The sequence below is a fragment of the Dehalogenimonas sp. THU2 genome, from assembly GCF_039749495.1.
Lineage (GTDB): Bacteria > Chloroflexota > Dehalococcoidia > Dehalococcoidales > Dehalococcoidaceae > Dehalogenimonas.
The window spans coordinates 17,599-44,498 of the sequence record NZ_JBDLLU010000006.1; the positions used below are offsets into that span (position 1 = coordinate 17,599).

The following is a 26,900-nucleotide window of genomic DNA, read 5'->3' on the forward strand; positions in this document are numbered from 1 at the left end:
GCGATCTGTTTTATCGCCTGCGACGACGGCGGCGACTCTTGGGGGGGCCTGGTTGGTCGGCGGCAGGTACACCTTCCGTGGTTTCTTCTTCATCAAGGACGGGAAGTGGATCGACTTTTACTTCCAAAGGCTGAACGGGGCGGCGGCTGATTGGCGCGGCTTCTGTCTGACAGCCGCCACGGGCACCGGCGCAGGTTGCCCTCTCCGCGTTCATCTCCCGATAGATTTCATATTCATGCCCCAGGCAACATAGCAATCGCCCGCACACCCCGGATATTTTCAGAGGATTGAGCGGCAGATTCTGCTCTTTAGCCATTTTGATAGAAACCGGCGCGAATTCGGAGAGATAGCTGGCACAGCAAAACTCCCTGCCGCAACGTCCGAAACCACCAAGTAACTTGGCCTCGTCCCGCGGTCCGACTTGCCTTAGCTCCACTCGTACTCTCAGACGGCGGCCAAGTTCCCGCACTAACTCCCTGAAGTCTACCCGGCCTTCCGCACTAAAATAAACGGTCACGTGGGTTTCATCGAGGTTATATTCTGCCGCCAGGCATTTCATGGGCAGGTTCAATTTACCCACCAACTCGCGGCAATCGACAATAGCTTGAGACTCAGCTCGGCAGATATGATGTTTGTGTTCGATATCCTCATCCGTAGCCAGTCGCACTACAGGTTTCAAAGGGTTTTCCAATTGGTCCTCAGCCATTTCTTTGGGACCGCTTATAACCAAACCGACCTCAAGACCCCGTGTTGTCTCAGTGACAACCGATTGTCCGGGCGTCATTTCTAACCCGGCTACATCGAAACTATATGCTTTGCCCGCTTTTTTGAAGCGGATTTCAACAACATTAACCACTCTTTTTTAAACTCCCTCCGGGTAGCGGCATGCTAAGCATCAACACTTCCAGCGCCAGGCGTGCACTGGCGTTCTGCTCCAAGTGCTGTAGCGTTCCAGCCAGCGAACCGATAAGCGAGCGGATTTCGGTAATAGAGAGCCGCTCAGCCAAACCAGCCACCGGTATTTCGTAATCAGTATTTATGATTCCATCTGTTATGTCAAGTTTTTGCAGTAAAATATCCCTCGCCAGGAAAAGCCACTGTTCCAGAAGCCGGTATACTTCATCGCGTTTCTGACTGAAACGTTGCGCCAGTTTGGCGGCCAGATCGAACCGTCCGTCGTAACTGCCTTCAATTGCCTCAAAAAACCGGTCCAGATTATCGCGCCGTTCATCCAGTACCGACTCTTCTTTGGCTGCCATGATCGCCCAACCCGCTCGGCCCTGGGACAGGCGGGATAAGAGGTCAGCCCGGCTGGCGGTGAAACCGAGTTCATCCTCTAAGAAACGGCTGATTTCCGTTCGCGGCGCCGCGGCTAAGCGTAGTTTAACACAGCGGGATCTCACGGTTTCCGGAAGTTGGTTTTCTTTGGAGGTGGTCAGTACAAAAAGAACCTGAGGTGAAGGCTCTTCCAACGTTTTTAGAAGCGCGTTGGCAGCTCCGGTGGACAACTTCTCGGCGTCTTCGATGATGAATACGCGATACCTGCCTTCGTACGGGGGCATCGATGCGGCATGAGTGACGCCTCTGACCTGCTCAATCGATAGTTCCACCCTGCTCTTACCACTCTCATTGCCGGTATAGATGTTGATAATCTGAACATCCGAGTGTTGCCGCTCGGCGATGCGCCGGCAAGGTTCACATTCTTCACATGGTGCTCCATCGATCATCACCCCTATGCAGTTCAGAACTTGGGCCAGCTTTATCGCCAGAGTAGTTTTTCCGCTATTTTCAGGGGCGCTCAAAAGATAAGCATGTGACAAGGCGCCTGCCTTCAGGCTCCGTGCTAGATAAGTGACGACGTTATCCTGCCCTATAAGATGCCACCCTGAGCTCATCAGCCGATGTCGCACCGCAGCAGGTCTTCCAGTGTTTCGCGCCGCCGGATCATACGTGAACGTCCGTCTTTGACCATGATAACCGCCGGTCTTAAGGCGGCGTTATAGTTCGAAGCCATGGGCAGGCAATAGGCGCCGCAGACAGGCATGACTAAAATATCGCCGCTCTTCACATCGGGTAGTTTGATATCGGTAGCCAGGGTGTCGCCTGACTCACAGAAGCGCCCGGCGACAGTGTAAACTGTGTTGGCGAGATCAGACATCCGGTTGGCCAGAAACGGCTCGTATTCGGCGCCGTAGAGCGCCGGGCGGATATTGTCGGCCATACCGCCGTCAACGCAAGCATATTGCCGGATACCCGGTATATTTTTAATCGCGCCCAGTGTATACAGAGCTACAGCGGCGCGAGCAACCAAAGCACGTCCGGGCTCAATAGTTAAAACCGGAGGCATGATGTCCAAACGCCGGCATTCGCTGTTGAAATGATCGATAATGGCTTCGGCGTAGTCGGCGGGCGGCGGAGGGGCCTTGCCAGTAAGATACTGCACGGCGTAACCGCCACCGATATCCAGTTCCGTGGTGGAAAATCCATGGGACTTTTTCATGTCAGCCACAAACTCAAGTGTGGTCTTCAAAGCGTCAAGGAAAGGCTGAATCCCGAATATCTGCGAACCGATGTGATAGTGAAAACCGGCCAGGTCTAAATTCTTGGAAGTCATAGCCTGCGGTACTGCCGTCCCTGCCTCTGCGAGACTAAAACCGAATTTGGAATCTACGTTTCCGGTGGAGATCTTGGCGTGGGTGTGGGGATCGATACCAGGCCGGATGCGGAATAAAACCCGCATCCTGACTCCCCGCCCGGCAGCCACGGTGTCCAATCGTTCAAGTTCGTCGGTGTTATCGATCACCACCCGGCCTACGCGCCGCTCGACGGCCAGTTCCAATTCTGCGTCGGATTTATTGTTACCGTGAAAGTAAACGTCGCTCATGGGAAAGCCCGCCGCCCCGGCGATCTCCAGTTCTCCGCCGGAAACCACGTCAAGACCCAGTCCTTCTTCAGCGACGATTTTGACGATGGCCCGGTTGAGAAAAGCCTTACCGGCATAGACCACCCGGGTACCAGAACAACGGTCGCCGAACTCACGTTTGAACTCATGGCAGCGGGCGCGGAAGTCATCTTCAGCGAAGACATATAGCGGTGTGCCATATTCTTTGGCGAGATCGACCGCGTCGCAACCGCCGATAACCAGATGCCCGCGTGCATCGATAGTGGAACCCACCGGAAAAAAAGGAGGTGTTTCTTTCATGACGTCCATGATAGCAAGCAGGCGTCGGCTAGTCAAAGACCCACGGGGATATCCACACATCATTGGAAAAACGTTATTGCACCGCTGTCTATTATATGGCCTGTTCCCGAGCGATGTTACCTTTGATGCGCTCTGTTTCATCGATAAGTCCTCCGTGCGATTCTTTCCGATTGTTCAATCAAAAGGGCTATGCTAGAATGGCGAAGTTTTGAACAAATTATCGATTACCGCCTGCCACATCGGCTTCAGCCTTATTTCAGGCGTTGGACGCGTCCGGCTGGCCTTGATGGAAAGCTACTTCGGCGATCTGACGGCAGCCTGGAATGCGGGAACGACGGAATTATTGCGCTCTGGAATAGATAGCGGCACAGTCCACTCCATCGAATACTGGCGTCCCCGGATAGAACCGGAGCGTGAGTTGGAGAAAGCGGAAAAGTCCGGCGTACAGGTGTTGACCATCGCTGACCGGGCCTACCCTGCCCGACTTAAAGAGATCTATGATTACCCGCCGGTGCTCTACATTAAAGGTACATTACTTCAGGAAGACGAGCTTTCCCTGGCAGTGGTCGGCACCCGGAAACCCACGGTCTATGGCCGCCAGGTCACCGAAGAACTGGTGACCGAACTGTCCGGAAGCGGCATCACCATCGCCAGCGGCCTGGCACGCGGTATCGACACCATCGCTCACCACACCGCGCTAAAGAATGGCGGCCGTACGCTGGCGGTACTGGGTAGCGGCGTCAATGTCATTTACCCGGCGGAGAATGCCGCCCTGTCCCGCCGTATCGTTGAAAACGGCGCCCTTATCAGCGAGTGCCCTGTCGATGCCGGGCCGCGGGCTGAAAACTTTCCCCGCCGCAACCGCATCCTCTCCGGTCTGACATTGGGCACATTGGTGACCGAGGCCGGCGACGGCAGCGGTGCGCTTATCACCGCCGATAACGCCCTGGAACAGAACCGTGAGGTGTTCGCGGTGCCGGGCAGCATACTTTCGCCCCAAAGCAACGGTTCCAATCGTCTTATTCAACAGGGCGCCAAGCTGGTGCGCCGGGCTTCAGATATCATGGAAGAGCTTAATATTCATGCCGTGGTAGGTCAGCTTGAATTCAGGGAAATTCTGCCGGAAAATGATATGGAACGGCAGCTTCTGAAATTCCTGGCGCCGGAACCGGTGCATATAGACGATGTCTGCCGCGCATCCGGTTTGCCGACGTCTATGGTCAGCAGCACACTGGCGATGATGGAACTAAAAGGCATGGTCAAACAACTGGGCGGCATGAACTACGCTTTGTCGCGGCAGATAAAGGAGTGTAGAACAGCGGTCTGATATGGTGACAACAAAAAAACTCGTTATCGTGGAATCCCCGGCCAAGGCTAAAACCCTGGCTCGATTTTTGGGTTCCGGCTACACGCTGAAAGCGTCGCTCGGCCATGTGCGCGATTTGCCTAAAAGCAAACTTGGCGTGGATGTCGAACATGACTTCACCCCCCAGTATGTCAATATGCGCACCAAGGCCGCGGTGCTTAAAGAGCTGAGAGACGCGGTAAAAAATGCCTCTACTGTCTTCCTGGCGACGGATCCCGACCGCGAGGGTGAGGCCATAGCCTGGCACTTAATCGAAGCCGCCAAAGCTAAGGACGTTCCTTACCGCCGAGTTGTCTTCCACGAAATTACCAAAGAAGCCATCACTCAGGCCTTCAAATCGCCTCGTAATCTCGACATGAACCTGGTTAACGCTCAACAAGCTCGCCGTATCCTCGACCGATTGGTCGGTTACAAGCTATCCCCTCTGCTGTGGCAAAAGGTGCGTCGCGGGTTGTCTGCCGGAAGGGTGCAATCGGTAGCCTTGCGCATCATCGTAGATCGCGAGCGCGAAATCTGCGCATTCACGCCTGTAGAATACTGGTCGATCGAGGCTGAACTCAAAAAGAAACCGGTGTCCCCGGGATGCTTCAAAGTCCAGCTTATCGGCGCCGGCGAAAAAAAGAAGATAGCCATTTCCAACGCCGCATCCGCCGCCGACCTGGTGGCTGATCTGAAACCCGCGGAGTACGCCGTGGCCAAAGTGACCAGCAAGAGCTCGCCGAGACAGCCGGCGCCGCCATTCATTACCAGCACGCTGCAACAGGAAGCCTGGCGTAAGCTGCGATTTTCCGCCAAGCAGACCATGGCGATTGCACAGCAGTTGTACGAGGGACTAGGCGTAGGCCAAGAAGGCAATGTCGGTCTTATTACCTACATGCGCACAGATTCCACTCATGTAGCCCAATCCGCCATACTGGAAACGCGGGACTACATTTCCGAGCGCTACGGCGCCGACTATCTACCCAAGGCACCCCGTGTGTTCGCCAGCCAGGTCAAAGGTGCCCAGGAAGCCCATGAGGCCATCCGGCCTACCAGTACCCGCCGGGAACCAGCGGCCATCAAACAATACCTGGATTCCAACCAGTTCAAGCTTTACCAGCTCATCTGGCAGCGCATGGTGGCCAGCCAGATGGCCGCGGCGGTCTTCGACAATATGACCGTGGACATAGAAGCCAGGAAAACTTTGTCTAAAACCAAATACACGCTACGCGCTCAAAGTTCGGTTAGCGCGTTTCCCGGTTTCATGACCCTTTACACCGAGGGCAGGGATGATGATGACGAGCAAAAGACGCCTAAACTGCCTCCTCTCGCCGAGGGAGAATCCTTGACGCTGCTGGGTCTGGTCGAAGAAGAGCATTTCACCCAGCCGCCGCCGCGTTTCACGGAGGCCACGCTTATCAAGATGCTGGAACAATACGGCATCGGCCGCCCCAGTACTTACGCGCCGATCCTCTCGGTCGTGCAGGCGCGGGAATATGTGGAAAAGCTGAAAGGTGTCTTCAAGCCGACTGAACTGGGCATGACGGTGAGCGATCTCCTGGTGCAGCAGTTCCCAGATATTATCGATACCGGTTTCACCGCCCAGATGGAAAACCGGCTGGACAAGGTAGCGGACGAGGGTCTCGATTGGGTTAAAGTCGTGCGTGATTTTTATGTCCCGTTTGAAAAAGACCTTGCCTCCGCGGAAGAGCAATTAGATAAAGTTCCTTTGCCCGTCGAGCTATCTGAAGAGATTTGCCCCCAGTGCGGCCAAGAAAAACTGATCATCAAGGTCGGCCGTTACGGTAAGTATATGGAATGCCCGGCCTGCAGCTTCCGGCAGTCTTTCCGCATCCATACGGGTGTTCAATGTCCCGGCTGTCCGGAGAACGCCGAGATCATCGGCCGATTCTCAAAGAAAGGCAAGCTCTTTTACGGTTGCGCCGCCTTCCCCAAGCATAAATTTGCGGTCAATGCCCGTCCGCTGCCGGAACCGTGCCCCAAGTGCGGCGGTCTGGTTACCGAATACCGCGACGCGCAGAAGAAATGCGTCGATCCCAAATGCGATTATAAGGCGAAATTAGATCATGGCGACGGCGCCGCTGCCTGATAATTATTTCGACGGCTTCCTAGCCCACCTGGAAACGGAGCTTAATTTGTCTCCGCGCACGGTGCGCAATTACGTTAATGACATCCGGGGTAATCTGGAGCACGGCGCCCCGAAAGGGTTTTTTCAATACCTGGGGATTCACCGTATTCACTTTCCCGCCGGCGTGGACAAGTACGTCATCCGCAGCTACATGGCTTGGCTTCTGGAACAGGGCGTGGTCAAGAACAGCGTCGCCCGTAAACTGTCCGCTATACGGGCGTTATACCGATATCTTTTGCGCGAGGAGATGATCGCCGAAAGTCCGATGCCCGTTGCCCGCAAGCATGGCGGAAGGCTTTCGGCGTTTTCTCTCAAACTCGACAAACGATTGCCGTCATTCCTGACCACCGATGAAATAGAACGACTGCTTAGCGCACCGGATCAAATAACGCCTCAAGGCCTCCGCGACCGGGCGATCATGGAACTGATCTACGCTGCCGGTCTGCGCATCAGCGAACTGACAAGCCTTCAGCTTGAGCAGGTCGACCTCTACAGCCGGGAACTGCGGGTCTGGGGTAAAGGTTCCAAAGAACGCCTGGCCCTGATCGGTCAACCGGCCGCGATGGCGATCAAGACCTACCTCAAGAGAGGACGTCCGGAACTGATGAAGGATAAAAAGCCTAATTCAGCCCTGTTCGTGAATTATCAGGGCACCCGCCTGACCGCTCGTTGGATACAGGAACTGGTACTAAAATACGCCCGTCAGGCAGGAATCCGGCAGGAGGTGCACCCTCACCTCTTGCGCCATTCTTTTGCCACCCATTTACTGGACGGCGGGGCGGACCTGCGGGTCGTCCAGGAGCTCCTGGGTCATGCCAGTCTTTCCACCACCCAGATCTACACCCATGTCAGCCGCAATCAGGCCCGGAAAGTTTACCTGGCATCTCATCCGCTGGCACATGAAGAGAGAGAATGATGATCGACTATATAGCCAGACTTAACCTACTCAGAAACAAGTTCCCAGAATTAGGTATCGACGGCATACTGGTAGCGCAGCCGGAGAATCGCCGGTATCTTTCCGGTTTTGACGGTTCCTCCGGCTATGTCCTGGTTACCGCGGATGTAGCGGTGCTGGCTACCGATTTCCGCTACGTCGAACAAGCTGAGATCCAGGCGGAAAACTATAAGGTCACCCGCATCGATGGCCCGGTCAAGGAGTGGTTCCCCGGCCTGTTAAGAGAGTTCAATCTCAAGCGCCTGGGACTGGAGGCCGGGTTTGTCACAATAGCCGACCATGACGGTTTCCAAGCGGCGATCTCCGAGGCCGGGCTGATCATCGACCTTGTACCGGTCGAAGACGTTGTTGAGGCGCTGCGCATGGTCAAAAATGAAACTGAGATCAGATCGATAGAAGCCGCGGCGAGCTTGACCGATAGGGCGCTTTTCCATGTAATGGAACATTTCATCAAACCGGGTATGACTGAAAGCAAGGTCGCCTGGGAACTGGAGAAGTATATCAGGGAGGCCGGCGGAGAACTGGCTTTCCCGACGATCGTTGCCGGAGGACCGGCTTCAGCCCGGCCACACTCTCAACCCTCCGACCGCCCGCTCCGGGATAACGAGCCGATAGTGATCGATATGGGCGCCAAACTGGACGGTTATTGCGCCGACCTCACCCGGACGTTCTGGCTCGGGTTGGATCAAAGCGACAGGTTTCGGCCGCTGTACGATATCGTGCTGCGGGCGCAACAAACCGCCATCGAGGGTATCGTTGCCGGCATGACCGGCGTCGAAGCCGATAAACTCGCCCGCGATGTTATCGTCGAGGCTGGTTACGGCGAAGCCTTCGGACACAGCCTGGGACACGGCATCGGGTTGGAGGTTCATGAACTGCCCCGCCTCAGCGCCCGCGCCCCGGGCCCTCTCACCGAGGGCATGGTCTTTACCATCGAACCCGGGATCTACATTCCGGGCTGGGGCGGCATCCGTATCGAGGACGACGCAGTGCTGGAATATGATAAAATCAGGTTGCTGACGGCATTCCCAAAATAGAAAGGCCTGTAATTGATCAAAGTCGATCTGCACGTTCATACGTTTTATTCCCCCGACGCTAACACCACTTTTGAACAACTGACGGTACGGTGCCAGGAACTAGGCCTGGGAGCAATAGCCATCGCCGACCACGGTACCACTGAAGGGGCACTGGAATTCCTTAAGACATCACCGCCATTCCAGGTTATCGTCGCCGAAGAAATATTGACGCCTCACGGTGAGATCATGGGCATGTTCCTGAAAGAGACCATTCCGTCCGGATCTTCCGTCGAGGACACCATCAAAGCCATCCGGGAGCAGGACGGCCTGGTCTGCGTGCCTCACCCGTTCGACCCGGTCAGAAGTTCGGCCCTGGACAGCCACACACTCAAGAAACTAGCCGATCAGAACCAGGTAGATATACTTGAAGTTTTGAACGCCCGCTATGTTTTCCAATCCAGCATCGACCAGGCTAAAAAGTTCGCTGACAGTCACAACCTGCTCCGCAGCGCCGGCAGCGACTCGCACAGCGCGGAGGAACTGGGCAGCGTCTACCTGGAGATGGAACCGTTCACCACCAAGGCTGAGTTTCTCCAGTCTTTAAGCCATGCCGTTATTTGCGGGAAGAACCGGAGTCCCCTGGTTCACCTCGGCACCGTCGCCCGGAAGATTAAAAAGAAGCTGGCCGGTCCCTAGATGTACTCTATCGGCTGGTTTTCAACCGCTAAGGGTCAGGGTTCGCGCAACTTGCTGACCGCCGTTCAGGAGAGCATCGCCCGCGGCGATATCGATGCCCGGATAGAGTTTATCTTCCTGAGCCGGGAGCCGGGTGAATCGGTGGAAACAGATAAATTTATCGAACTGGCAGGCTCTTACGGCATCCCTGTCATCCCTTATTCTTATCAGCGTTATCGCAAAGAGCGGGGGCTTTCCGGCGCGCAGAGTGATACCCTTCCCGACTGGCGGCTGGATTACGATCGGGAAGTGATGAAACGGTTAGAACAGTACTCCAAGCCTGACCTGTGCGTCTTAGCCGGCTATATGCTCATCGTAGGGCCGGAGATGTGTACCCGTTACACCATGATCAACCTGCACCCTGCCGCGCCTGACGGACCTGCCGGTACCTGGCAAGAGGTCATCTGGCAACTCATCGACGAAAGAGCGGAATCTTCCGGAGTGATGATCCACCTGGTGACGCCGGAACTGGACAAAGGCCCGGTGGTCAGTTACTGCCGTTTCCCCATCCGGGGGAAGGCGTTCGACGAGCTATGGCGGGAGATCGACGACCTCGATTCCAATGCCATCAAGGCCCGTGAGGGCGACCAGAACCGGCTTTTCCAGATGATCAGGCGCCACGGCGCCGTTCGAGAGCTACCGTTGATCGTCAGCACGGTCAAGGCGTTCAGCGAAGGCCGGATCAAGGTCGAAGACGGCAATATCATCGATAGTCAAGGTAAACCCATCAACGGCTATGACCTGAGCGGGGAAATCGATCGTATGGTCGAGACCGGTCTCAATGCCACTTTATGATGTCATCGGTCTGGGGGTTCTGCGCTCGGACCATATCTATTCTATCGATACCATCCCTGCCAGCGGCGAGCACCTGATTTGCCCGGCCAATGTCACCTCCGGCGGTAGTGCCGCCAATACCATCTTCGGCCTGAGTAAACTCGGTTTAAAATGCGGTCTTATCGGGGCGGTGGGTGACGACCCGGCCGGTCGAACACTAGTCACGGAACTTATAGCCGCCGGTATCGACACCGGTCACGTCGCTTCCATCCCCAATGCACAGACAGACAGCGCTATCGTGATGCTCGGCGCCGACGGAGGCCGGGTGAGTTATTTATGCTACGATGCCGGTAAATCACTACGCGTCAATGAAGCCGCAATCGAAACGCTGAACCAGGCTGCCGCCATACATATCGGCGGGCTGGCCGGCCCGGAACAATTGAAAGCGATATCGGCGGCCGTGACCGGGTTGAACCCCGACATTACAATCAGCCTGTCCATCAGCGACAGCGAGGCCGTCCTGGGGATCAAGGCGTTCGAGGCAGTCATCGCCCGGGCTGCCGTGGTATTTGCCAGCCGGACCGCCATCGAAAAGCTCACTAGGAAGAACTACCATCGCGGTGGGGAGATGTGCCGCCGTCTGGGCGCCAAAGCCACGGTCGTCTTTCTAACCTGTGGCGAGGAGATCCGGAAGATACGGAAGAAGGGCAAAGCCGCCAGCGTCACTACCTACATCCGGAATCACGAGTACGAGTGCACTATCGAGTCCGCCATCCGCAAGTGGCCTAACATCATCGAGACTACGGGCGCGCAGGACGCCTTCGCCGCCGGGTTCCTGTACGGACTGCTCAAAGACAGGGCCATCGATGAATGCGGGTTCTTAGGCGATATACTAGCCCAGGCGTGCCTAAAAACACCCGGCGCCAGGGATTCACTCCCTGACGCCGGTGAGGTTTCCAAGAGGTACTTCCAGATCCACCGGGAAGAGCTTAGCTTTTAGCCGGTTTCTCCTCGGGCTTTTTCAGGATGTCGTCGATAAGGCCGTATTCCTTGGCCTGAACCGGGTTGAGATAATAATCCCGGTCGGTATCATGGATGATCTTTTCCAACGTTTGACCGGTCCGGTTGGCCAGGATGTCCCGGATGATGTCCTGCAGGCGGGTGATCTCCTTAGCCTGGATGACGATATCGGAGGCCTGTCCGCGGGCGCCGCCGATGGCTTGGTGCATGTGGATGGTGGAGTTGGGCAGCGCGAAGCGTTTGCCCTTGGCGCCGGCGCACAGCAGTACGGTAGCCATGCTGGCGGCCATGCCGACGCAGATGGTGGATACCGCCGGGCGGATGAGCTGCATGGTGTCGTAGATTGCCAGACCGGCCGAGATAACGCCGCCTGGGGAATGGATATACAGGCTGATGTCCTTATCTGGATCTTCCCGGTCAAGGAACAGCAATTGGGCGATGATGATATTGGCCACCTGGTCGTTGATCTCGGTGCCCAGGAAGATGATGCGCTCCTTGAGCAGCAGAGAGTAGATATCGAAGGCTCTCTCGCCGCGGGAGCTGCTCTCGATAACCATCGGGATGATGTTAGACGGGTTCATGGTCATTAGTCTTTAGCCTCCTCTGTGATTTCTTCGTTGGTCTTTTCATCAGCGGTTGCCGGAGCGGTCTCCCCGCCCTTGCCCGCCGCGATATCCTTCAGGCGTTCGATGGTTTTCCGCGACAGGAGTATCTGGGCGATCTCTTCCCGCGCTTCCGGCTTCTCGAAATAAGGCCGCTGCTCGTCTCTCTTGTCTTCCGGAATAGTAGCCATCATCCGCTCGACATCGGCGTCGATATCCTCGTCGGAGACCTCAAGGTTTTCTGCGGTAGCCAGCTTTCCCAGTATCAGGGAACGGCGAACCCGATCCTCAGCCCTGGGCCGCAGTTGCCTGGCCAGGTCTTCCGGATTGATGCGCCCTAAAAGCTCCTCGTACTCGGCCTGGGAGCTGACCTGCTGCTGCCAGCGGTCGAGCTGCTGGTTGACCAGCCGCTCATATTCCATGTCCACCAGGTTGGGCGGAAATTCCGCTTTGCTGATATGGACCAGTTCGTCGACGAGACCGGCTTCATAGGTCTCCGCGGCTGAGTTCTCAAGACGCTTGCGGTAGTTATCCCGCATCCGGTTTTTAAGTTCATCGAAGCTGGTCATATCGACGTCGAGCGATTTGGCGAAATCATCGTCTTCCGGCGGCAGTTTTTCTTCCTTGATCTCGATGATCTTAACTTTGAAAAGGGGTTCTTTGCCCCCCAGTTCCACTTTGGCGAAATCATCGGGATATTTCAATTGAAATTCTTTGGTGTCGTCGCGGCTCAAGCCGAAAATCGCCTGGGAGAAGCCCGGGGCCGGATACTTGGACTCTTCGCTGACGCCGAACTGAGCGCCCTTCTGGTTGATGAAAGGGGCGCCGTCGATGGTGCTCTCCAGGTCCATCACTACCAGATCACCTTCCTGAGCGGGCCGGTCGACGGGTTCCCAGGTGGCTTTCTCATGCCGGAGCTGCTTGATCATGCCGTCGACGACTTCTTCTTTAACTTCGACGGGTTCCGGCGCCATCCTGATGCTCTTGTAGTCGCCAAGCTCGACGTTGGGCGGCAGCGGGATCTTGGCTTTGAAGATCAGGGGTTCGTTCTGCACCACTTCCACGCCGGGCGTGCCGAAGGCCTTAATATCCTGCTCCTTGATGGCGTCGGCGCAGGCTTTGGGCAGTACCTCATCGAGGGATTCCTCGATAAGACGGTCTTTACCCAGGTAGCGCTCCAGGATCGGGCGGGGGGTTTTACCCTTGCGGAAGCCGGGCACTTCGGTGCGCTTGACCAGCCTCTGGTAAGCGTTCTCCAGGGCTGTCTGCATGTCGGCGCTGTCCATTTCGATGGTCAGCAGCGCTTCGCAGGCCTCGATCTTCTTGTCGGTTACTTTCATCAAATCCTCTACTATTTATTATAGACTACTGCGGTAACTTCAACGAAATATGCACCTGGTCGGTCTGCGCGGCGGTGACCTCCGACGGCGAACCGAACATCGGGTCCACCCCCGCCTGGTTCTTGGGGAAGGCGATGACTTCACGTATGGTCGGCTCCCCGGCCAGAATGGCCACCACCCGGTCGATACCCGGCGCCACCCCGCCATGCGGCGGCGCCCCGTACTCGAAGGCGTCCAGAAGCTGGCCGAAAAGGCTCTGGATACGTTCCTCATTATGGCCGAGCAGGCGGAATACCTGCCGCTGCAATTCCGGCTGATGGATGCGGATGCTGCCGCCGGCGATCTCATAGCCATTGAGAACCAGATCGTAATGACGGCCGTGCACCTTGCCGGGATCCGTCTCCAGGAGCGGCATGTCCTCAGCGCGAGGAGCGGTGAAGGGATGATGCGTCGGCTGCCAGCGGTTGTCTTCGTCGTTCCAGGTGAAAAGGGGGAAATCCACCACGAAGGCGAAAGCCAGTTCATCCGGATCCGCCAGATTCAGCCGGCACCCGAGTTCATTACGCAACCCGCCCAGCACCCCGTTGGAACGTTCCCGGTCCCCGGCGACGATGAGCAGCAGGTCTCCGGCACGGGCGCCGGCACGGCGGGCCATGTCCCTGATCTGATCGATGGTAAGGTACTTGGCGGCCACCGAACGGACCTTGTCCATTTCCAACGTATCGATATCGCCCGGCTCTGAACCCAACGCGATGGGTACCAGCCCCGCGGCGCCGAGTTGCTTGGCCAGATTGATCAGGTCATCCACCTGGTTCTTGTTGTAGCCGCCGCAGCCCGGCGCGGCGATGGCCTTGACCACGCCACCTTTGGCGACGGTGCCGGAGAAGACCCCGAAACCGGTCACGGCGGCGATATCGGTCAGGTCCGCCAGTTCCATGCCGAAGCGCAGGTCAGGCTTGTCGCAACCGTAACGCTCCATGATGTCGTTAAAGCTCAGGCGGGGGAACGGTTTGCGGAACTTTTTATGCGGCGTCACCGCCTCGGCCAGGCTGGAAAACAGCCCTTCCAGCAACTCCATCATGTCTTCTTCGTCGACGAAGCTCATTTCAAGGTCAAGCTGGGTGAATTCCGGCTGGCGGTCGGCCCGGAGGTCCTCGTCACGGAAGCAGCGGGCGATCTGGTAATATTTTTCTATGCCGGCCACCATCAGCAACTGTTTCAACTGTTGCGGGGACTGGGCCAGTGCGTAAAACTTGCCGGGATACAGGCGGCTGGGCACCAGGTAGTCCCGCGCGCCCTCCGGGGTGCTTTTAAGCAGAATCGGCGTTTCTATCTCCAGGAAGCCCCGGTCGTCCAGGTAGCGGCGCATGAAGCGGATGACGTTGTGCCGCAGTATCATATTGTTCAGCATCCGGGGACGCCGCAGGTCCAGATAGCGATATTTCAGCCGCAGAGACTCATCGACATCCACGTCTTCGTTGACGTAGAAGGGAGGTGTCCGGGACTCGTTCAGTATCTCGACGGACTCAGCGGCGACTTCCACCATGCCGGTCGGCATTTTTAAATTCTCGGTACCCGCCGGCCGCCGTGTCACGATGCCGGTGACCTTAACCACGAACTCAGAGCGGAAAGACTCCGCGATATGATGAGCTTCTTTGGCCGACTCCGGGTTGAAGACGACCTGGACCAGGCCGGCGCGATCCCTAAGGTCGATAAAAATCAGATTGCCATGATCGCGGCGCCGGTGTACCCAACCGGCCAGGGTCACTTTTTGGCCTACGTTCGCGTCGGTGAGTTCGCCGCACTGGTGGTCTTTAAGCAAGGTTACTCCTTAGATGAAAGGATACAAGGAATGATTATATCCGATGGTAAACGGCAGTTCAAACATTGGAACATCGTCAAATGAGAAATCTGAAATAATATCTGATTAAAAAATTGTCCAATCATTAAACGGGGGGAGCGGACCAATATTACAAATACTACCAACTCCAATACTACCAATGGGGGATGTTGAAAGATTAGCGATACGTAGAGGTATTGGTGAATATCTTTTTGATTCGTTTTCCAAAGTGCAGAAACGAACCTATTATTGGTTAGCTGTCAGTCATCAGTCGCCAGTTTTCAGCTTTTCCTGCACGTAAAGGTTTCGGTGGTTCAATGTGATCTTCATTATTAGAATCCCCGGTGATTCTTCACGAAACCAGTTGCCGGATGTTGCGAACAAGCAAAGGGAAGTCTGGTTTCTGACGGGGCGAACATATGATAACACACGGTCACTCGTGAGCTGTCAATGGGATATTGGCGGGTTTTGGAAATATTTATTTAGTTGTCAGCTATCAGGTTTCAGTTGTTGAGGCGGAGGGGTGGGGGGACGGGGTTTCCGGAGAGGTGTGCGTGCGTCATGCGATGTGATGGAGCATTGAGATCGTTTCGCCGGAGGCTCACGATGACGGTTTGTATAGGATCCGTTGGGGCGGGCGAGACCGGGTTACGAAGCGAAGGAGACGAAATCCCTCCTAATCTCCCTTTGCGAAAGGGAGAGACGCGATTGGGTGGCGTTCATCAGGATTTATTTTAAGATAAAATGCGGGTTGGCATTTGACCTGTTTGCTCCGGTGCCGGATAATACGAAAATCACCAACAGGAACGAGGTTCTTTTATGGATGGCGACAGGTTACTGGAGATCAAGGGTCTAAAGGTAGAGATCGAAGGCAAGGAGATACTGCACGGGATCGACCTCAGCATCCGGGCCGGTGAAACACATGTCATCTACGGTCCCAACGGCAGCGGCAAGACCACGCTCTTGATGACCCTCATGGGTTTTCCCCGCTACAAGATCACCGGCGGCCAGATAATCTTCGAGGGGCAGGACGTGACTCACGCCACCCTCGACGAACGCGCCCGGGCAGGCATCGGGCTGTCCTTCCAGCGCCCGCCCATCGTCCGCGGCGTCAAGACCCGCGACATGGTGGAAGCCTGCTTCCGCGGCCGGGAAAGCGAAGAAACACTGAACCGCCTGGCCGAAAAGGCCAATATGATGGATTTCCTCGAACGGGATATCAACTACGGCTTTTCCGGCGGCGAGACCAAACGGTCGGAACTGCTGCAACTCCTGGCGCAGAGCCCGGACCTGGTGCTTTTAGACGAACCGGAATCCGGTGTCGACCTGGAAAATATCGCCCTGATCGGCGAACTTATCAACAACCTGCTGGAAAAGACTCATCCGATGCGCAACCGGACTCGCAGCGGCCTGATCATCTCTCACACCGGCCATATCCTGGAATACGTCAACGCCCGCACCGGTTATGTTATGTTCGGCGGGCGCATCATCTGCGAGGGTGATCCCCATGAGATACTGGAAACCATCAAAGTCAAAGGCTACGGAGATTGTGCTTCATGTCTGACGTGCAAAAGATGAACAACCCGGATAACGCCGAACGCGCCCGCGCCGCCGCCGCTAAAAAGGCGACCTACGGGGCGGATATCGACCTGGACACTTTCGTCGTACCTGAAAAGAGCGACCGGGAGTATCTGTCCAAGCCTGAAACCATCTCCGAGATAGACAAGTCCCGGATGCTGGAATCCGGCATCATGCTGGACGACCGCAGTGAGCGTTCCGGCACCTTCGTGCAGATGGACAATACGCCGGTGCACTTCGGCGCCGCCCAGGACGGCATCGAGGTCATGAGCGTCAGCGCCGCCTGGGAGAAGTACGACTGGCTGAAGGACTACTGGTGGAAAGCGGTGGCGGTGGACGCCGATAAATACACCGCTCACGTGGAGCTTCACGGCGCCGACGGCTATTTCATCCGCGCCCTGCCCGGCGTCAAGACGACTTACCCCGTCCAGGCGTGCCTCTACCTGGAGCGCGGCAAAGCGGTGCAGGACGTGCACAACATCATCATCGCCGAGGAAGGCTCCGAACTCCACATCATCACCGGTTGCGCCGTGGCTCACCGGCAGGAGATGGGTTTACACCTGGGCGTCTCCGAGTTTTACATCAAGAAGGGCGCCAAGGTCACCTTCAGCATGATCCACACCTGGTCGCCGGAAACCGAGGTGCGGCCCCGCACCGGCGCCATCATCGAGGAAGACGGCCTCTTCCTGTCGAATTATGTCATCATGAAGCCGGTGCATTCCATCCAGACTTCGCCCATCGCCCGCTGCGTCGGCAAGAACGCCACGGTGCGATTCAACGCGGTCATGGTGTCCACTCCCGGCTCTCACATGGATATCGGTTCCCGCGTCTACCTCGACGCGCCGGGCGCCCGCACCGAGATGATCGCCAGGGCCATCACCAGCGGCGGCGAGATCATCTCACGCGGTTACATGGAAGCCAACGACGTCGACGTCAAAGGCCACCTGGAATGCCGCGGCCTCATCCTCAAGGAAAAAGGCAGCATCCACGCCATACCAGAACTCAAGGCCACCGTACCCAACGTCGACCTGTCCCACGAGGCGGCGGTGGGCAAGATCGCCGAGGATGAGGTGGAATACCTCATGGCCCGCGGTTTGACCCGGGACGAGGCCACCGCGTCCATCATCCGGGGGTTTCTGAATGTGGATATCGAGGGGTTGCCGGCGGAGCTTAATGCTGAACTCAGGAAGGCTATTGAGGCGTCGGAGAAGGAATCTCTTTAGAACCGAGGTGCCCCCTCATACATTCGCTTCGCTCAGTACAGGCTCTAACCTCTCCCCGTTGGGGAGAGGGATTTTGAATCATACCAACGGTTAGCCTGTTGCTGGCGGGAGTCATTCGATGCAATGGAGCAACGTAAATCTCTCTTAATCTCTCTTTACGAAAGAGAGAGACGCGAATCGGTGCCGGAAATATACTACTTAGAAGGTTGAATCATTTCAAATAGAGAAAAGCCCTCGGCATGATCGAGGGCTTTTTTGTTTTCTTTTCGTGGGAGCCGGACCGGCTCCTGTGGTTTAGCCTCAGGATGAGGCACGGGGGGCGCAGCTTGAGCCGCCGCTGTAGCCACCACCATAGCCGCCGCCGGTGCCGCAACTGAAAGCGGAGACCTTGCGCTCGACCTCGACGGCACCGCACTTGGGACAGGTTACCTCAGCGGTGTCGGAAAAGCGGCGCAGCAGTTCAAATTTCTTGGCGCACTTTTTGCAGGAATACTCGTAAATCGGCATCGCACATCCTTTTCAAGTAATGTCCCATTATACATGGTTCACCGGGGAAACGAAGTAACTAAAGTCACTCAGGCTTTTGACGCGTATCGCCGTCCCCACTATAATCAATTCCAAGATAATGTCTGTACCTTCGATCCTCAAAAACGTTTTCGCCGAGAGCGATCTGGTTCACGCTGAACACGGCGCCGAGTTGAATTTTCAAAACCTGGGCGCCAAGTATGCGAAATATGTCGCCCAGGCGATATCGGACCTGAAACTCAATTATCCGCCCGCAAGATCTTTCAGTGACGATGAACTACGGAAAATTGTGGCTGTGGCCGATGTGGTGGGCCTCGATTCCCGCACCAGGATGAAACGTTTCAAATCAGCCTGTTCCTGTTGCGGCTGGTGCTGCTCCAAAACACATCGCATCGTGGTCAGGGAAGAAGACGCGGACCGTATCAGCCGGAAATTGAAAGCAAAACGGGCCGATCTTTTCGTTTTCGATGGCAAAGATTGGCTGATCAAAGACGTTCACCCCTGCCGCTGGTGGAACCCCCGTAACGGCCGCTGCGCCATTTACAACGACAGACCGCATACTTGCCGTGTCTGGCCGATGGGGATCAACGACGCCGGTGAGAACACCATCATCCCCGAGAGCCACTGCAACTATGCCGTGATGACGCTGGTTTACAAAGCAATAAACATACTGGAAGCCGCCGGCGCGGGTACCCAGTCACAGGTACCGGCTGAAGGGTAACTCACCAGCGCTGTCGAGGTTTCAGTCATGCTTCAATCTGTTCGTTGCGGCATTGGATTACTTAGACGGAGTTACTCCCACGCCCTCGAAACCGGGAAAAGGAAGATGACTAATGTCAAAGGCTTTTGATTAAAATATCTACCCTGTCTATAATCAAATCATGAGCTCCGTAACCGATGCATTGTCCCGGCTTTTTTCAGAAACCGACCTGAACCGGGTTAATGACCTGGCGGAGTCGAATTTTCAAAATCTTGGTCAAAAATATCAGAAATTTATTGCCCGGGTTATCCGGGTTTTAAGGGACAACTTTCCTTTATCGGCGGTATATGACGATGCTGATCTAGCGCATCTGGCGGCTTTTGCCGATGTCATTAGCCATGATTCCCGCGCCATGATGAAACGGTTGAAAGAAGCCTGTACCGGTTGTGGCTGGTGCTGCGCCAAGACCAAGCGCATTGTGGTTACCGAAGCTGACGCCGACCGGATCAGCCGGAAGTTTAAAAAGAAGCGGGAAAAGTTGTTCACCCTACAGGGCGAAACATGAGAAATTCGGCAAGCCCAACCCTGCCAGTGGTGGAACCCGAAAAATGGCCGCTGCACCATTTATAACGACCGCCCGCACGTCTGCAGGTCATGGCCGCTGGGGATTAATGAAAATGATATCAACGCCATTGTGCCCCAAAGCGAATGTAATTACGCCGTAGTGGTGATAGCCCATAAAACCGTTATCTTATTGCAGGCAATTGAAACGGCTGAGAGAACCATGTCCGTAACAGCGGCAGCGGGCACTTAGCGATGTTTTTACCGACTACCCGCAGTGAGATGAAAGACCTGGGCTGGGATGAACTCGATGTCATCCTGGTGACTGGTGATTCTTATATCGACAGCCCGTTTATCGGAACCGCCGTTATTGGCAAGGTGCTGCGGCAGGCGGGATACCGCGTCGGGGTTATCGCGCAGCCGGATATCAAGACCGATGCCGATATCGCCCGGCTGGGTGAACCGAGGCTGTTCTGGGGCGTCACCGGCGGCAGTATTGACTCCATGGTGGCCAACTACACCTCGCTTAAGAAGAAGCGGCGGAGCGACGATTACACCCCCGGCGGCCAGAACACCCGCCGCCCCGACCGGGCCGCGCTCATCTATACCAACCTCATCCGGAGATTTTTCAAGGGCACCCGGCCGATCGTGCTCGGCGGGCTGGAGGCCAGCCTGAGAAGGGTGCCCCATTACGATTACTGGTCCGACCGGGTCCGTTCTTCTATCCTCTTCGACGCCAAGGCCGATTACCTGCTCTACGGCATGGCCGAGAAAACGGCGCTGGAAGTGTCCGAGGCATTATCCCGGGGCACCGATCCCCGGCATATCCGCGGACTGTGCTATATCGCCGGAGAAAGCGACATCGCCGAACTCAAAGCCGATTATCTGGAGCTGCCGCCTTTCGAAACGGTCGAAAATGACAAACAGGCTTTTATCGAGATGTTCCGCACCTTCTACAAGAACAACGACCCGCTGACCGCCAGGGGGCTGTACCAGAAGCAGGGCACCCGCTACCTGGTGCACAACCCGCCGGCGTTACCCCTGACCCAGGCGGAACTCGACAGTATCTATGCCATCGACTATGAACGGGCGCAGCACCCCTATTATGAAAAGCTGGGCAAGGTCGGGGCGCTGGAAACGATCAAGTTTTCCATCCAGACTCACCGCGGCTGCTACGGCGAGTGCAATTTCTGCGCCATCGCAGTGCACGAAGGCCGCACTGTCCAGTGGCGAAGCCAGGAATCCATACTGGCCGAAGCCCGCCGCCTGACCGCCTACCCGGACTTCACCGGCTATATCCGGGATGTCGGCGGCCCGACGGCCAACATGTACGGCTTCGAGTGTAAAGACAAGCTGCAACGCGGCACCTGCCCGGACAAACGCTGCCTTTCACCTCGGGTCTGCGCGTCGCTGAAAGCCGATCATCAGCATCAACTGGAATTATTACGTAAACTAAGGCGCATCGAGGGCGTAAAAAAGGTCTTCGTCGCCTCGGGCATCCGTTACGACATGCTCCTCAGCGACAAGCTCCACGGCGAGGCTTACCTCAAAGAGGTCATCGGGCACCACGTTTCCGGCCAGATGAAGATAGCGCCGGAGCATACCGAAGAAGGCGTCCTGAGAAAAATGGGCAAACCCGGCACCGCCGCCCTGCTGGAATTCAAAGCCCTCTTCGACAAACTGACCAAACGCGCGGACAAAGAACAATTCCTGACCTATTACCTAATCGCCGCCCATCCCGGCTGCACCGCCACCGACATGAAACGCCTGAAGCAATTCATCAGCCACAATCTCAAGATGAACCCGGAACAGGTCCAGATATTCCTGCCCGCGCCCTCCACGTGGTCCGCGGTGATGTATTACACCGGATTGGACCCGTTCACCGGGAAGCCGGTTTTTGTGGAGAGAGACCTCAGGAATAAAGAGATTCAGAAGGATATTGTTGTTGATAAGGGGGTGGGGAGGCGAACATCCAAAGTTAGCTCCGACAACGTTAAACCTGTAGTGCGTCAGAATTTTTCCAAACGAACCCCTTGACGATTATGGGGGGAAGGGTCATCGGTGACCTTACCCCACCGTTAGTAGCATCCCGGAGTAGAATCCAGAACTTATTTTGACCCTCACACCAAAACAAGTATAGCCATTATTAGAGAATGGTGAGGGCGCAGTCCCGATTTCGCAACAGCACCGCCTCGGCATAATAGGGGAATCGTTCGGGATTTCGTGGCGATGACGTAGGATATGACGAAGTCAGACACGCGGCATTTTTTGTGGGCATAAAACGAGAGAGTTCGCCGGAGGCTCACAATGACGGTCTGTTTTTGTTGGGAAAGACGCCGTGGAATCTGCGCTAGTGGCGATGAGATTGCCACGTCGCTTCGCTCCTCGCAAAGACGGTTAAGGGGAGGCTCCCCGACTTTATCCCGGACCGCGGCGAGGCAGGCTGGACAAGCACAATGACAACTTGTATCGGAAACGGTGGGGTTTCGAACCGTGAAAGAGAATGAGCCGCCCGGGTCTCGAACCCAGAACCTGCTGATTAAGAGTCAGCTGCTCTGCCAATTGAGCTAGCGGCCCGTGGATGACAACCTATCAATCATAACAAAAACCGGCTTGCCACGGCAAGTTTCCCTATTCCAAACCGCAGGCGGTCTTAGCTATGTCCCAGGCATAGTCGTAAAGATGCATGCCCTTGCTGACGGCGATAATCTCACCGTCTTCCACGCCGATCTCACAGGCCATGTATTCTTTAAGCAATTGCAGGGCCGCCAGGTTGGAGGGGAAGCCCGCCCAGAGGTCCCAGGAGCGGAAATAGACCACGAAATGGAGTTTGCCATACCTGACACGGGTATCGACGCTTCTGAGGCACGGAGGGTCGGTGAGGTAAATGGCTTCCGGGTTACCCACGGTCATGAAGGCCTGGTTGGTGTTGAAACCGTCCTCCCGGTACATGCGGATGACCTCGGCGATCTGGCTTTCCAGGTACTGGCCGTAGGTGTATTGTTCACCCTCGGCCCGCTGGGCGGTCATCAGGTAAGGGAGGTAATGATCCAGGTAACCCATGGTGGAGGGCGGCGGCACACCCGGCGGGACGTCTGGAATGATGGGGCGGTTGCCGGGGTTTTGGATGTGCACCGTGATCATGTCCAGTTCACGGCGCTTCTGGCCGGCGTAGCTGCCCCGCTCGATGGTGTACTCATAGCCGTGGGCCAGGACTTCACGCAGACAGAGGAACCAGGCTTCGGAAAGATCGCGAGCGGTGATGCTGGACATTCTCATTGTGGGCCTCCTGAGTCGTTGTGATCAAGAAACAAGATACAAGATACAATAACCAAACAATGACCAATATACAAATTCGAATGACCAAACGTTTTGGGAAATATATATGGTGGGTCTGTCTTAAATAACAATCGGGGAAAATCCCCCTTAGTCCCCTCCTTCGACAAGCTCAGGACATGCTTTTCCGAAAGGGGGAAAAGGCTCTAACCTTTTCTGGGCAGTCTGTCACTTATGGCGGAAGAGTTCGAAAAAGCGGTCCTGGTATTCTTCGAACAGGTCCCAGCGGTCGAGTTCGGCTTTTAGTTCGGAGGCATCGGTTTCACCTCGTCTGACCTGCCAGAATAGTTGCTCGATGCGCATGCGGGCTTCGGCGGGCAGTCCCCGTTCGTCGACGCCTAAAAGGCCGTGCTGGCGCAGTTCCATCACGTTCTGATCGATGGAGTGTTCCGTCAGTTCATAGATGAACTTGAAGAGAGAAACGTCCCACATCTCATCCAGGCCGCGGATGATGGCGGCTTTTTTCTCACCCCGGGAGATGATGTCCGCATTGATGCGTTCGGCGACCGTCGGGAGACTGTCGGTCAGAATGGAGAGGTCTTTCGGCTCGTTCTTGTAGGTGTAAAGCAGGCCGGGGGCATTACCGCCGTGACGCTGTGCCATCATATCAAAATAACGGCGGGCTTCCGTGCCGAAGCCTTCAAGGCGCTGCATATAAAGGGGAGTTACGAGCTTCGGGCGTTCGGCGATGACGTTGCCTTCCCGAAGCACCGTTTCAGGCGCGGCCAGCGGCTCCAATTCAGAGTAAACCGGCTCGGTCAAAAGGTAATAATGGATGTTGGTCTGGCCAAAAGTGGACAGTAATTGCTCCGGCGGGCGGATGACGTGAGTATGGGCCACGGCAAGTTTGAGGCGTTCGGAATCATTCATTGGCGCCATGCCGGATCAGGCAACCTCGATCAAATACTTCTTGATCTTGTCGATCGAGGCCGCATACTGGAGTTCCAGTTTGGTCTGGGTGTGGCGCCATTCTTCCTGAAACTGGGGGTATTGTTCGACATTGACCGGGCCGGTGTAATCGGCGCCCCCCTGCTGTTCCTTCATCGCCTGGCGGAGGCGTTGCTCGTACCTGGCTTTCAGTCCCTGGTAGGCCTGCTGGCGCTGCTGTTCACCCATCTGGTGGTAATGGTCGAAAATCTGCTGCAACTGGCCGAAGGCTCCGGCGACCGATTCTTTGTCGTCTTTTGTTTCCATGATCCCGGCCATGACCTTGAGATTGCGTTTTTCGGCGGATTCGTCGCGGGGGAGATTGAGGATGGCGACCAAACCCGGAACCAGCCCCTGCTTCACGTACGGCAACTGTTCTTCGGTGAATTTGGCGAATTCCTCTTCAAGGTCAATGCCATCCACCATATAACGCTGAACCAGTTTTTCACCGGCCGGAACGAATTTCCAGCGCAGCCGGTCTTCCGGGGTGATCTCATCCATGTCCTTCAGCTTGTCCAGAGCGATTTCCCTGGCGGAACGTATATCTCCCATTGGTGCCCCCGTAGATTTATTCGATTTTGGGTCCGATACCCCGGCGTGTGCGCCGGGGAGGATGTCTTTGTTTGTATTATACTAAATACCCGTCCCCGCGTTAAAGAAAGCATCTTCAAGCATGTCTAGCTTAGGTTGCATGGGAGCATCGATAAATCTCTCTTAATCTCTCCTTCGACTTCGCTCAGGACACGTCTTTACGAAAGAGAGAGACGCGAATCAATGCTTTCCATATACTCCTTTCCGCCAAAGGGGTCCTGGAGAACGGTCTTTGCATAGTTGGAAAATCACGATGTTATAATTGACGAGATAAAGGGGTAACGTGCAAGAAAAGATAATTCTACCGCCGCCGAACTTAAAAGGACTCATCAGCGTCGAAGAAGCCATTAGCAAACGCCGTTCGCATCGCAGCCTGTCGGATCAACCTGTGTCTCTCGAAACGCTGTCGCAGTTGCTCTGGTCGGCCCAGGGGATCACCGAAAGATCGCGACACCTGCGGGCGGTGCCCAGCGCCGGGAGCACTTTCCCGCTGGAGATATTCGTCGTCGCCGGAACTTTTGGTATCGGGGGGCTGGCGGCGGGACTGTACGTGTATTCCCCAGCTGATCACACCTTTTCGCCATTACGAAACGGGGATTTCCGGCAGGGCCTGGCGAGCGAAGCGTTGGGACAGCAGGCCATTGCCAACGCGCCAGTAACACTGGTCATCACCGCCGATTATGAACGGACGAGAGGTCGCTACCGGAACCGCACCGAAAGATATGTCCACATGGAGGCCGGGCACGCGGCGCAGAATGTGCATCTCCAGGCGGTGGGGTTGGGGTTGGGGACGGTGGCTATCGGGGCGTTCGACGACAGCGGCGTGGCCGCGGTGCTGGGGCTAGCGGCCAATTACGCCCCGCTGTATATCATGCCGATCGGTACCACTGTTTAAGATCGATCTTTAATCAGGCAGTATTCAAGACCGTCGACCAAAGCCAGCCAACTGGCCTCGATAAGGTTGGATGAGGCGCCGACGGTATGCCACTCTTCAACGCCGTCCGTCGATTCAATAAGCACGCGAACAATCGAACCGGTGCCGGTGCTTTCTTCCAGGATGCGTACTTTGAAGTCGTTCAACCGGACGCGAGACAGGGCCGGGTATGACGGCAGGAGAGCCTTGCGCAAAGCCGCATCCAGGGCATTGACCGGGCCGTTGCCCTCCGCGGCGGTGTGCATCACTTCACCGTTCACCCGCACTTTGACGACCGCCTCGCTCATCATCTCTTCATGTTCACAGGCCAGCGTCGGGGCGCGGCGGCGTTTTTCCACGACCACCATGAAATCGATCAACTCGAAGGGCGCCGCGTAGCCGGGGCTGGCGCGGTGGACCAAAAGATCGAACGAGGCTTCAGCGTTCTCATACTGAAAACCGAGGCTTTCCAGCTCCTTGACCCGTTCCAGAAGACCCCTGACCTCATCACCCCTGGCCGAGAAATCAACGCCGATCTCTTTGGCCCGTTGAATGATGTTGGTCTTGCCGGAAAGCTCCGACACCAGCGTCCGCGGCTTATTGCCCACGGAGGCCGGATCGATATGCTGATAGGCGAAGGTCCAGCGGGAAAGGCCGGATACATGCAGCCCGGCTTTATGGGTGAAGGCGGAGTGACCGACGTAAGGCAAAAACGGATCCGGCGCCAGGTTGGCGACCTCTGAGACGAAATGGGCCAGTTCCGTGAGGCGCCCGACAGATTCATCCGGTATGACGTCTATGCCCATCTTGAGCTTGAGCGCCGGGATGATGGAGCACAGGTTGGCATTGCCGCAGCGCTCTCCGTAACCGTTGATGGTGCCCTGCACCTGGGTGGCGCCGGCTTTCACCGCCGCGATGGTGTTGGCTACCGCCAGTTCAGCGTCGTTGTGGGCGTGGATGCCCACCGGCACGTTCACCGCCGCAACAACTTCCCGCACCGCCCCGGCGATCTCATCCGGCAGACTGCCGCCATTGGTATCGCACAGAACCAGGCATTCCGCCCCGGCTTCAGCGGCGGCAACAAGAACTTTGATCGAATACTCTTTATCCGCTTTGTAGCCGTCGAAAAAGTGCTCGGCATCCAAGAATACGGTGCGGCCTTTCGACTTGAGGAAGCGGATCGAATCAGCGACCATATTGATGTTCTCGTCGAGGCTGGTCTCCAGCACCTTTTCCACCTGCGGCGCCGAACTCTTGCCGACGAGGGTAACCACCGGAGCGCCGGAATCCAGGAGAGCCTTTATGTTCACATCATGTTCGACGGCGGTGCCAGCTTTGCGGGTGCTGCCGAAGGCTACGAGCCGGGCGTGTTTGAAGCCGGCTCCCAGGGCCTGTTGGAAGAATTCGTTATCCTTGGGATTGGCGCCGGGCCAGCCGCCTTCGATGAACTGAACACCGAAATCGTCGAGCTTGTGGGCGATACGCAGTTTATCCAGAACGGAGAAGGAAATTCCTTCCCGCTGGGCGCCGTCGCGGAGCGTTGTATCGTAAAGCTCAACCTTAACCAT

Annotated in this window: 24 protein-coding genes and 1 tRNA gene; 13 read left to right on the forward strand and 12 right to left on the reverse strand. The window is 56.2% G+C overall.

Features of this window, described 5'->3' with window-relative positions; translation table 11 throughout:
* Positions 1–10: 10 nt before the first annotated feature.
* Genes ricT through lysA form a run of 3 tightly spaced genes read right to left on the reverse strand, consistent with a single transcriptional unit; the run spans position 11 to position 3,238 of the window.
* Positions 11–856, reverse strand: a complete 846-nt coding sequence (ricT, locus tag ABFB09_RS04370) for a regulatory iron-sulfur-containing complex subunit RicT (protein ID WP_347000180.1) — start codon at positions 854–856, stop codon at positions 11–13.
* Positions 849–1,895 (reverse strand): DNA polymerase III subunit, encoded by a 1,047-nt coding sequence (locus ABFB09_RS04375; protein ID WP_347000184.1) that lies wholly within the window; start codon positions 1,893–1,895, stop codon positions 849–851. The genes ricT and ABFB09_RS04375 overlap by 8 nt, the downstream gene beginning before the upstream one ends.
* Entirely contained in the window at positions 1,895–3,238 is a 1,344-nt protein-coding gene (gene lysA / locus ABFB09_RS04380) for a diaminopimelate decarboxylase (RefSeq protein ID WP_347000185.1), read from the reverse strand. Before lysA ends, ABFB09_RS04375 begins: the two co-directional genes overlap by 1 nt.
* A 172-nt stretch (positions 3,239–3,410) precedes the next feature.
* On the opposite strand from lysA, the gene dprA reads away from it, so the two are divergent.
* From dprA to ABFB09_RS04415, 7 genes are read left to right on the forward strand one after another with little or no spacing between them, the layout of a single operon-like run.
* Entirely contained in the window at positions 3,411–4,529 is a 1,119-nt protein-coding gene (gene dprA, locus ABFB09_RS04385) for a DNA-processing protein DprA (RefSeq protein ID WP_347000187.1), read from the forward strand.
* A gap of 1 nt (position 4,530) precedes the next feature.
* On the forward strand, positions 4,531–6,657 hold the full coding sequence (gene topA / locus ABFB09_RS04390; protein WP_347000189.1) for a type I DNA topoisomerase: 2,127 nt from the start codon (positions 4,531–4,533) through the stop codon (positions 6,655–6,657).
* Positions 6,635–7,612, forward strand: a complete 978-nt coding sequence (locus tag ABFB09_RS04395; protein ID WP_347000190.1) for a tyrosine recombinase XerC — start codon at positions 6,635–6,637, stop codon at positions 7,610–7,612. The genes topA and ABFB09_RS04395 overlap by 23 nt, the downstream gene beginning before the upstream one ends.
* Positions 7,609–8,688 (forward strand): aminopeptidase P family protein, encoded by a 1,080-nt coding sequence (locus ABFB09_RS04400; protein WP_347000192.1) that lies wholly within the window; start codon positions 7,609–7,611, stop codon positions 8,686–8,688. Before ABFB09_RS04395 ends, ABFB09_RS04400 begins: the two co-directional genes overlap by 4 nt.
* A gap of 12 nt (positions 8,689–8,700) precedes the next feature.
* Positions 8,701–9,363 (forward strand): PHP-associated domain-containing protein, encoded by a 663-nt coding sequence (locus tag ABFB09_RS04405; protein WP_347000194.1) that lies wholly within the window; start codon positions 8,701–8,703, stop codon positions 9,361–9,363.
* Between the two features lie 51 nt (positions 9,364–9,414).
* Entirely contained in the window at positions 9,415–10,197 is a 783-nt protein-coding gene (locus tag ABFB09_RS04410) for a formyltransferase family protein (protein WP_347000195.1), read from the forward strand.
* The gene (locus tag ABFB09_RS04415; protein ID WP_347000197.1) at positions 10,184–11,176 is read left to right on the forward strand and encodes a carbohydrate kinase family protein; all 993 of its coding nucleotides are present in this window, start codon (positions 10,184–10,186) and stop codon (positions 11,174–11,176) included. Before ABFB09_RS04410 ends, ABFB09_RS04415 begins: the two co-directional genes overlap by 14 nt.
* Here ABFB09_RS04415 and ABFB09_RS04420 read toward each other — a convergent pair.
* Genes ABFB09_RS04420 through aspS form a run of 3 tightly spaced genes read right to left on the reverse strand, consistent with a single transcriptional unit; the run spans position 11,166 to position 14,960 of the window.
* A complete protein-coding gene (locus ABFB09_RS04420; RefSeq protein WP_347000198.1) occupies positions 11,166–11,783 on the reverse strand; it encodes an ATP-dependent Clp protease proteolytic subunit in 618 nt (205 codons plus the stop codon). The two genes, ABFB09_RS04415 and ABFB09_RS04420, sit on opposite strands and share 11 nt — an antisense overlap.
* Positions 11,783–13,138, reverse strand: a complete 1,356-nt coding sequence (tig, locus tag ABFB09_RS04425) for a trigger factor (RefSeq protein WP_347000200.1) — start codon at positions 13,136–13,138, stop codon at positions 11,783–11,785. Before tig ends, ABFB09_RS04420 begins: the two co-directional genes overlap by 1 nt.
* Before the next feature lie 25 nt (positions 13,139–13,163).
* Positions 13,164–14,960 (reverse strand): aspartate--tRNA ligase, encoded by a 1,797-nt coding sequence (gene aspS, locus ABFB09_RS04430; RefSeq protein ID WP_347000201.1) that lies wholly within the window; start codon positions 14,958–14,960, stop codon positions 13,164–13,166.
* Between the two features lie 837 nt (positions 14,961–15,797).
* Between aspS and ABFB09_RS04435 the strand changes: the two genes are divergently transcribed.
* Together ABFB09_RS04435 and ABFB09_RS04440 are read left to right on the forward strand one after the other, a co-directional pair.
* Positions 15,798–16,556 (forward strand): ABC transporter ATP-binding protein, encoded by a 759-nt coding sequence (locus ABFB09_RS04435; protein WP_347000202.1) that lies wholly within the window; start codon positions 15,798–15,800, stop codon positions 16,554–16,556.
* Positions 16,535–17,779 (forward strand): SufD family Fe-S cluster assembly protein, encoded by a 1,245-nt coding sequence (locus ABFB09_RS04440; RefSeq protein ID WP_347000204.1) that lies wholly within the window; start codon positions 16,535–16,537, stop codon positions 17,777–17,779. The genes ABFB09_RS04435 and ABFB09_RS04440 overlap by 22 nt, the downstream gene beginning before the upstream one ends.
* A gap of 300 nt (positions 17,780–18,079) precedes the next feature.
* Here ABFB09_RS04440 and ABFB09_RS04445 read toward each other — a convergent pair whose 3' ends face one another.
* Positions 18,080–18,286, reverse strand: coding sequence for a zinc ribbon domain-containing protein (locus tag ABFB09_RS04445; RefSeq protein ID WP_347000205.1), 207 nt, complete (start codon positions 18,284–18,286; stop codon positions 18,080–18,082).
* A 118-nt stretch (positions 18,287–18,404) separates the two neighbouring features.
* On the opposite strand from ABFB09_RS04445, the gene ABFB09_RS04450 reads away from it, so the two are divergent.
* The 3 genes from ABFB09_RS04450 (at position 18,405) to ABFB09_RS04460 (ending at position 21,602) form a co-directional block, all read left to right on the forward strand.
* Positions 18,405–19,025 carry a YkgJ family cysteine cluster protein gene (locus tag ABFB09_RS04450; RefSeq protein WP_347000207.1) on the forward strand — a complete coding sequence of 207 codons (621 nt, stop codon included), beginning with the start codon at positions 18,405–18,407 and terminating at the stop codon, positions 19,023–19,025.
* 160 nt (positions 19,026–19,185) lie between these two features.
* A complete protein-coding gene (locus tag ABFB09_RS04455) occupies positions 19,186–19,569 on the forward strand; it encodes a hypothetical protein (protein ID WP_347000208.1) in 384 nt (127 codons plus the stop codon).
* 251 nt (positions 19,570–19,820) lie between these two features.
* Complete coding sequence (locus ABFB09_RS04460) at positions 19,821–21,602, forward strand: YgiQ family radical SAM protein (protein WP_347000210.1); 1,782 nt, start codon at positions 19,821–19,823, stop codon at positions 21,600–21,602.
* A 467-nt stretch (positions 21,603–22,069) separates the two neighbouring features.
* Here ABFB09_RS04460 and ABFB09_RS04465 read toward each other — a convergent pair.
* The 4 genes from ABFB09_RS04465 to ABFB09_RS04480 form a co-directional block, all read right to left on the reverse strand.
* Positions 22,070–22,142, reverse strand: a tRNA-Lys gene (locus ABFB09_RS04465).
* Between the two features lie 54 nt (positions 22,143–22,196).
* Positions 22,197–22,844 (reverse strand): thymidylate synthase, encoded by a 648-nt coding sequence (locus tag ABFB09_RS04470; RefSeq protein WP_347000211.1) that lies wholly within the window; start codon positions 22,842–22,844, stop codon positions 22,197–22,199.
* A gap of 225 nt (positions 22,845–23,069) precedes the next feature.
* Positions 23,070–23,780, reverse strand: a complete 711-nt coding sequence (locus ABFB09_RS04475; RefSeq protein ID WP_347000213.1) for a hypothetical protein — start codon at positions 23,778–23,780, stop codon at positions 23,070–23,072.
* A gap of 6 nt (positions 23,781–23,786) precedes the next feature.
* Positions 23,787–24,380 (reverse strand): hypothetical protein, encoded by a 594-nt coding sequence (locus ABFB09_RS04480; protein WP_347000214.1) that lies wholly within the window; start codon positions 24,378–24,380, stop codon positions 23,787–23,789.
* A gap of 322 nt (positions 24,381–24,702) precedes the next feature.
* On the opposite strand from ABFB09_RS04480, the gene ABFB09_RS04485 reads away from it, so the two are divergent.
* On the forward strand, positions 24,703–25,314 hold the full coding sequence (locus ABFB09_RS04485; RefSeq protein WP_347000216.1) for a SagB/ThcOx family dehydrogenase: 612 nt from the start codon (positions 24,703–24,705) through the stop codon (positions 25,312–25,314).
* On the opposite strand, the gene cimA is transcribed toward ABFB09_RS04485, so the two are convergent.
* The gene (cimA, locus tag ABFB09_RS04490) at positions 25,311–26,900 is read right to left on the reverse strand and encodes a citramalate synthase (protein ID WP_347000218.1); all 1,590 of its coding nucleotides are present in this window, start codon (positions 26,898–26,900) and stop codon (positions 25,311–25,313) included. The genes ABFB09_RS04485 and cimA overlap by 4 nt on opposite strands.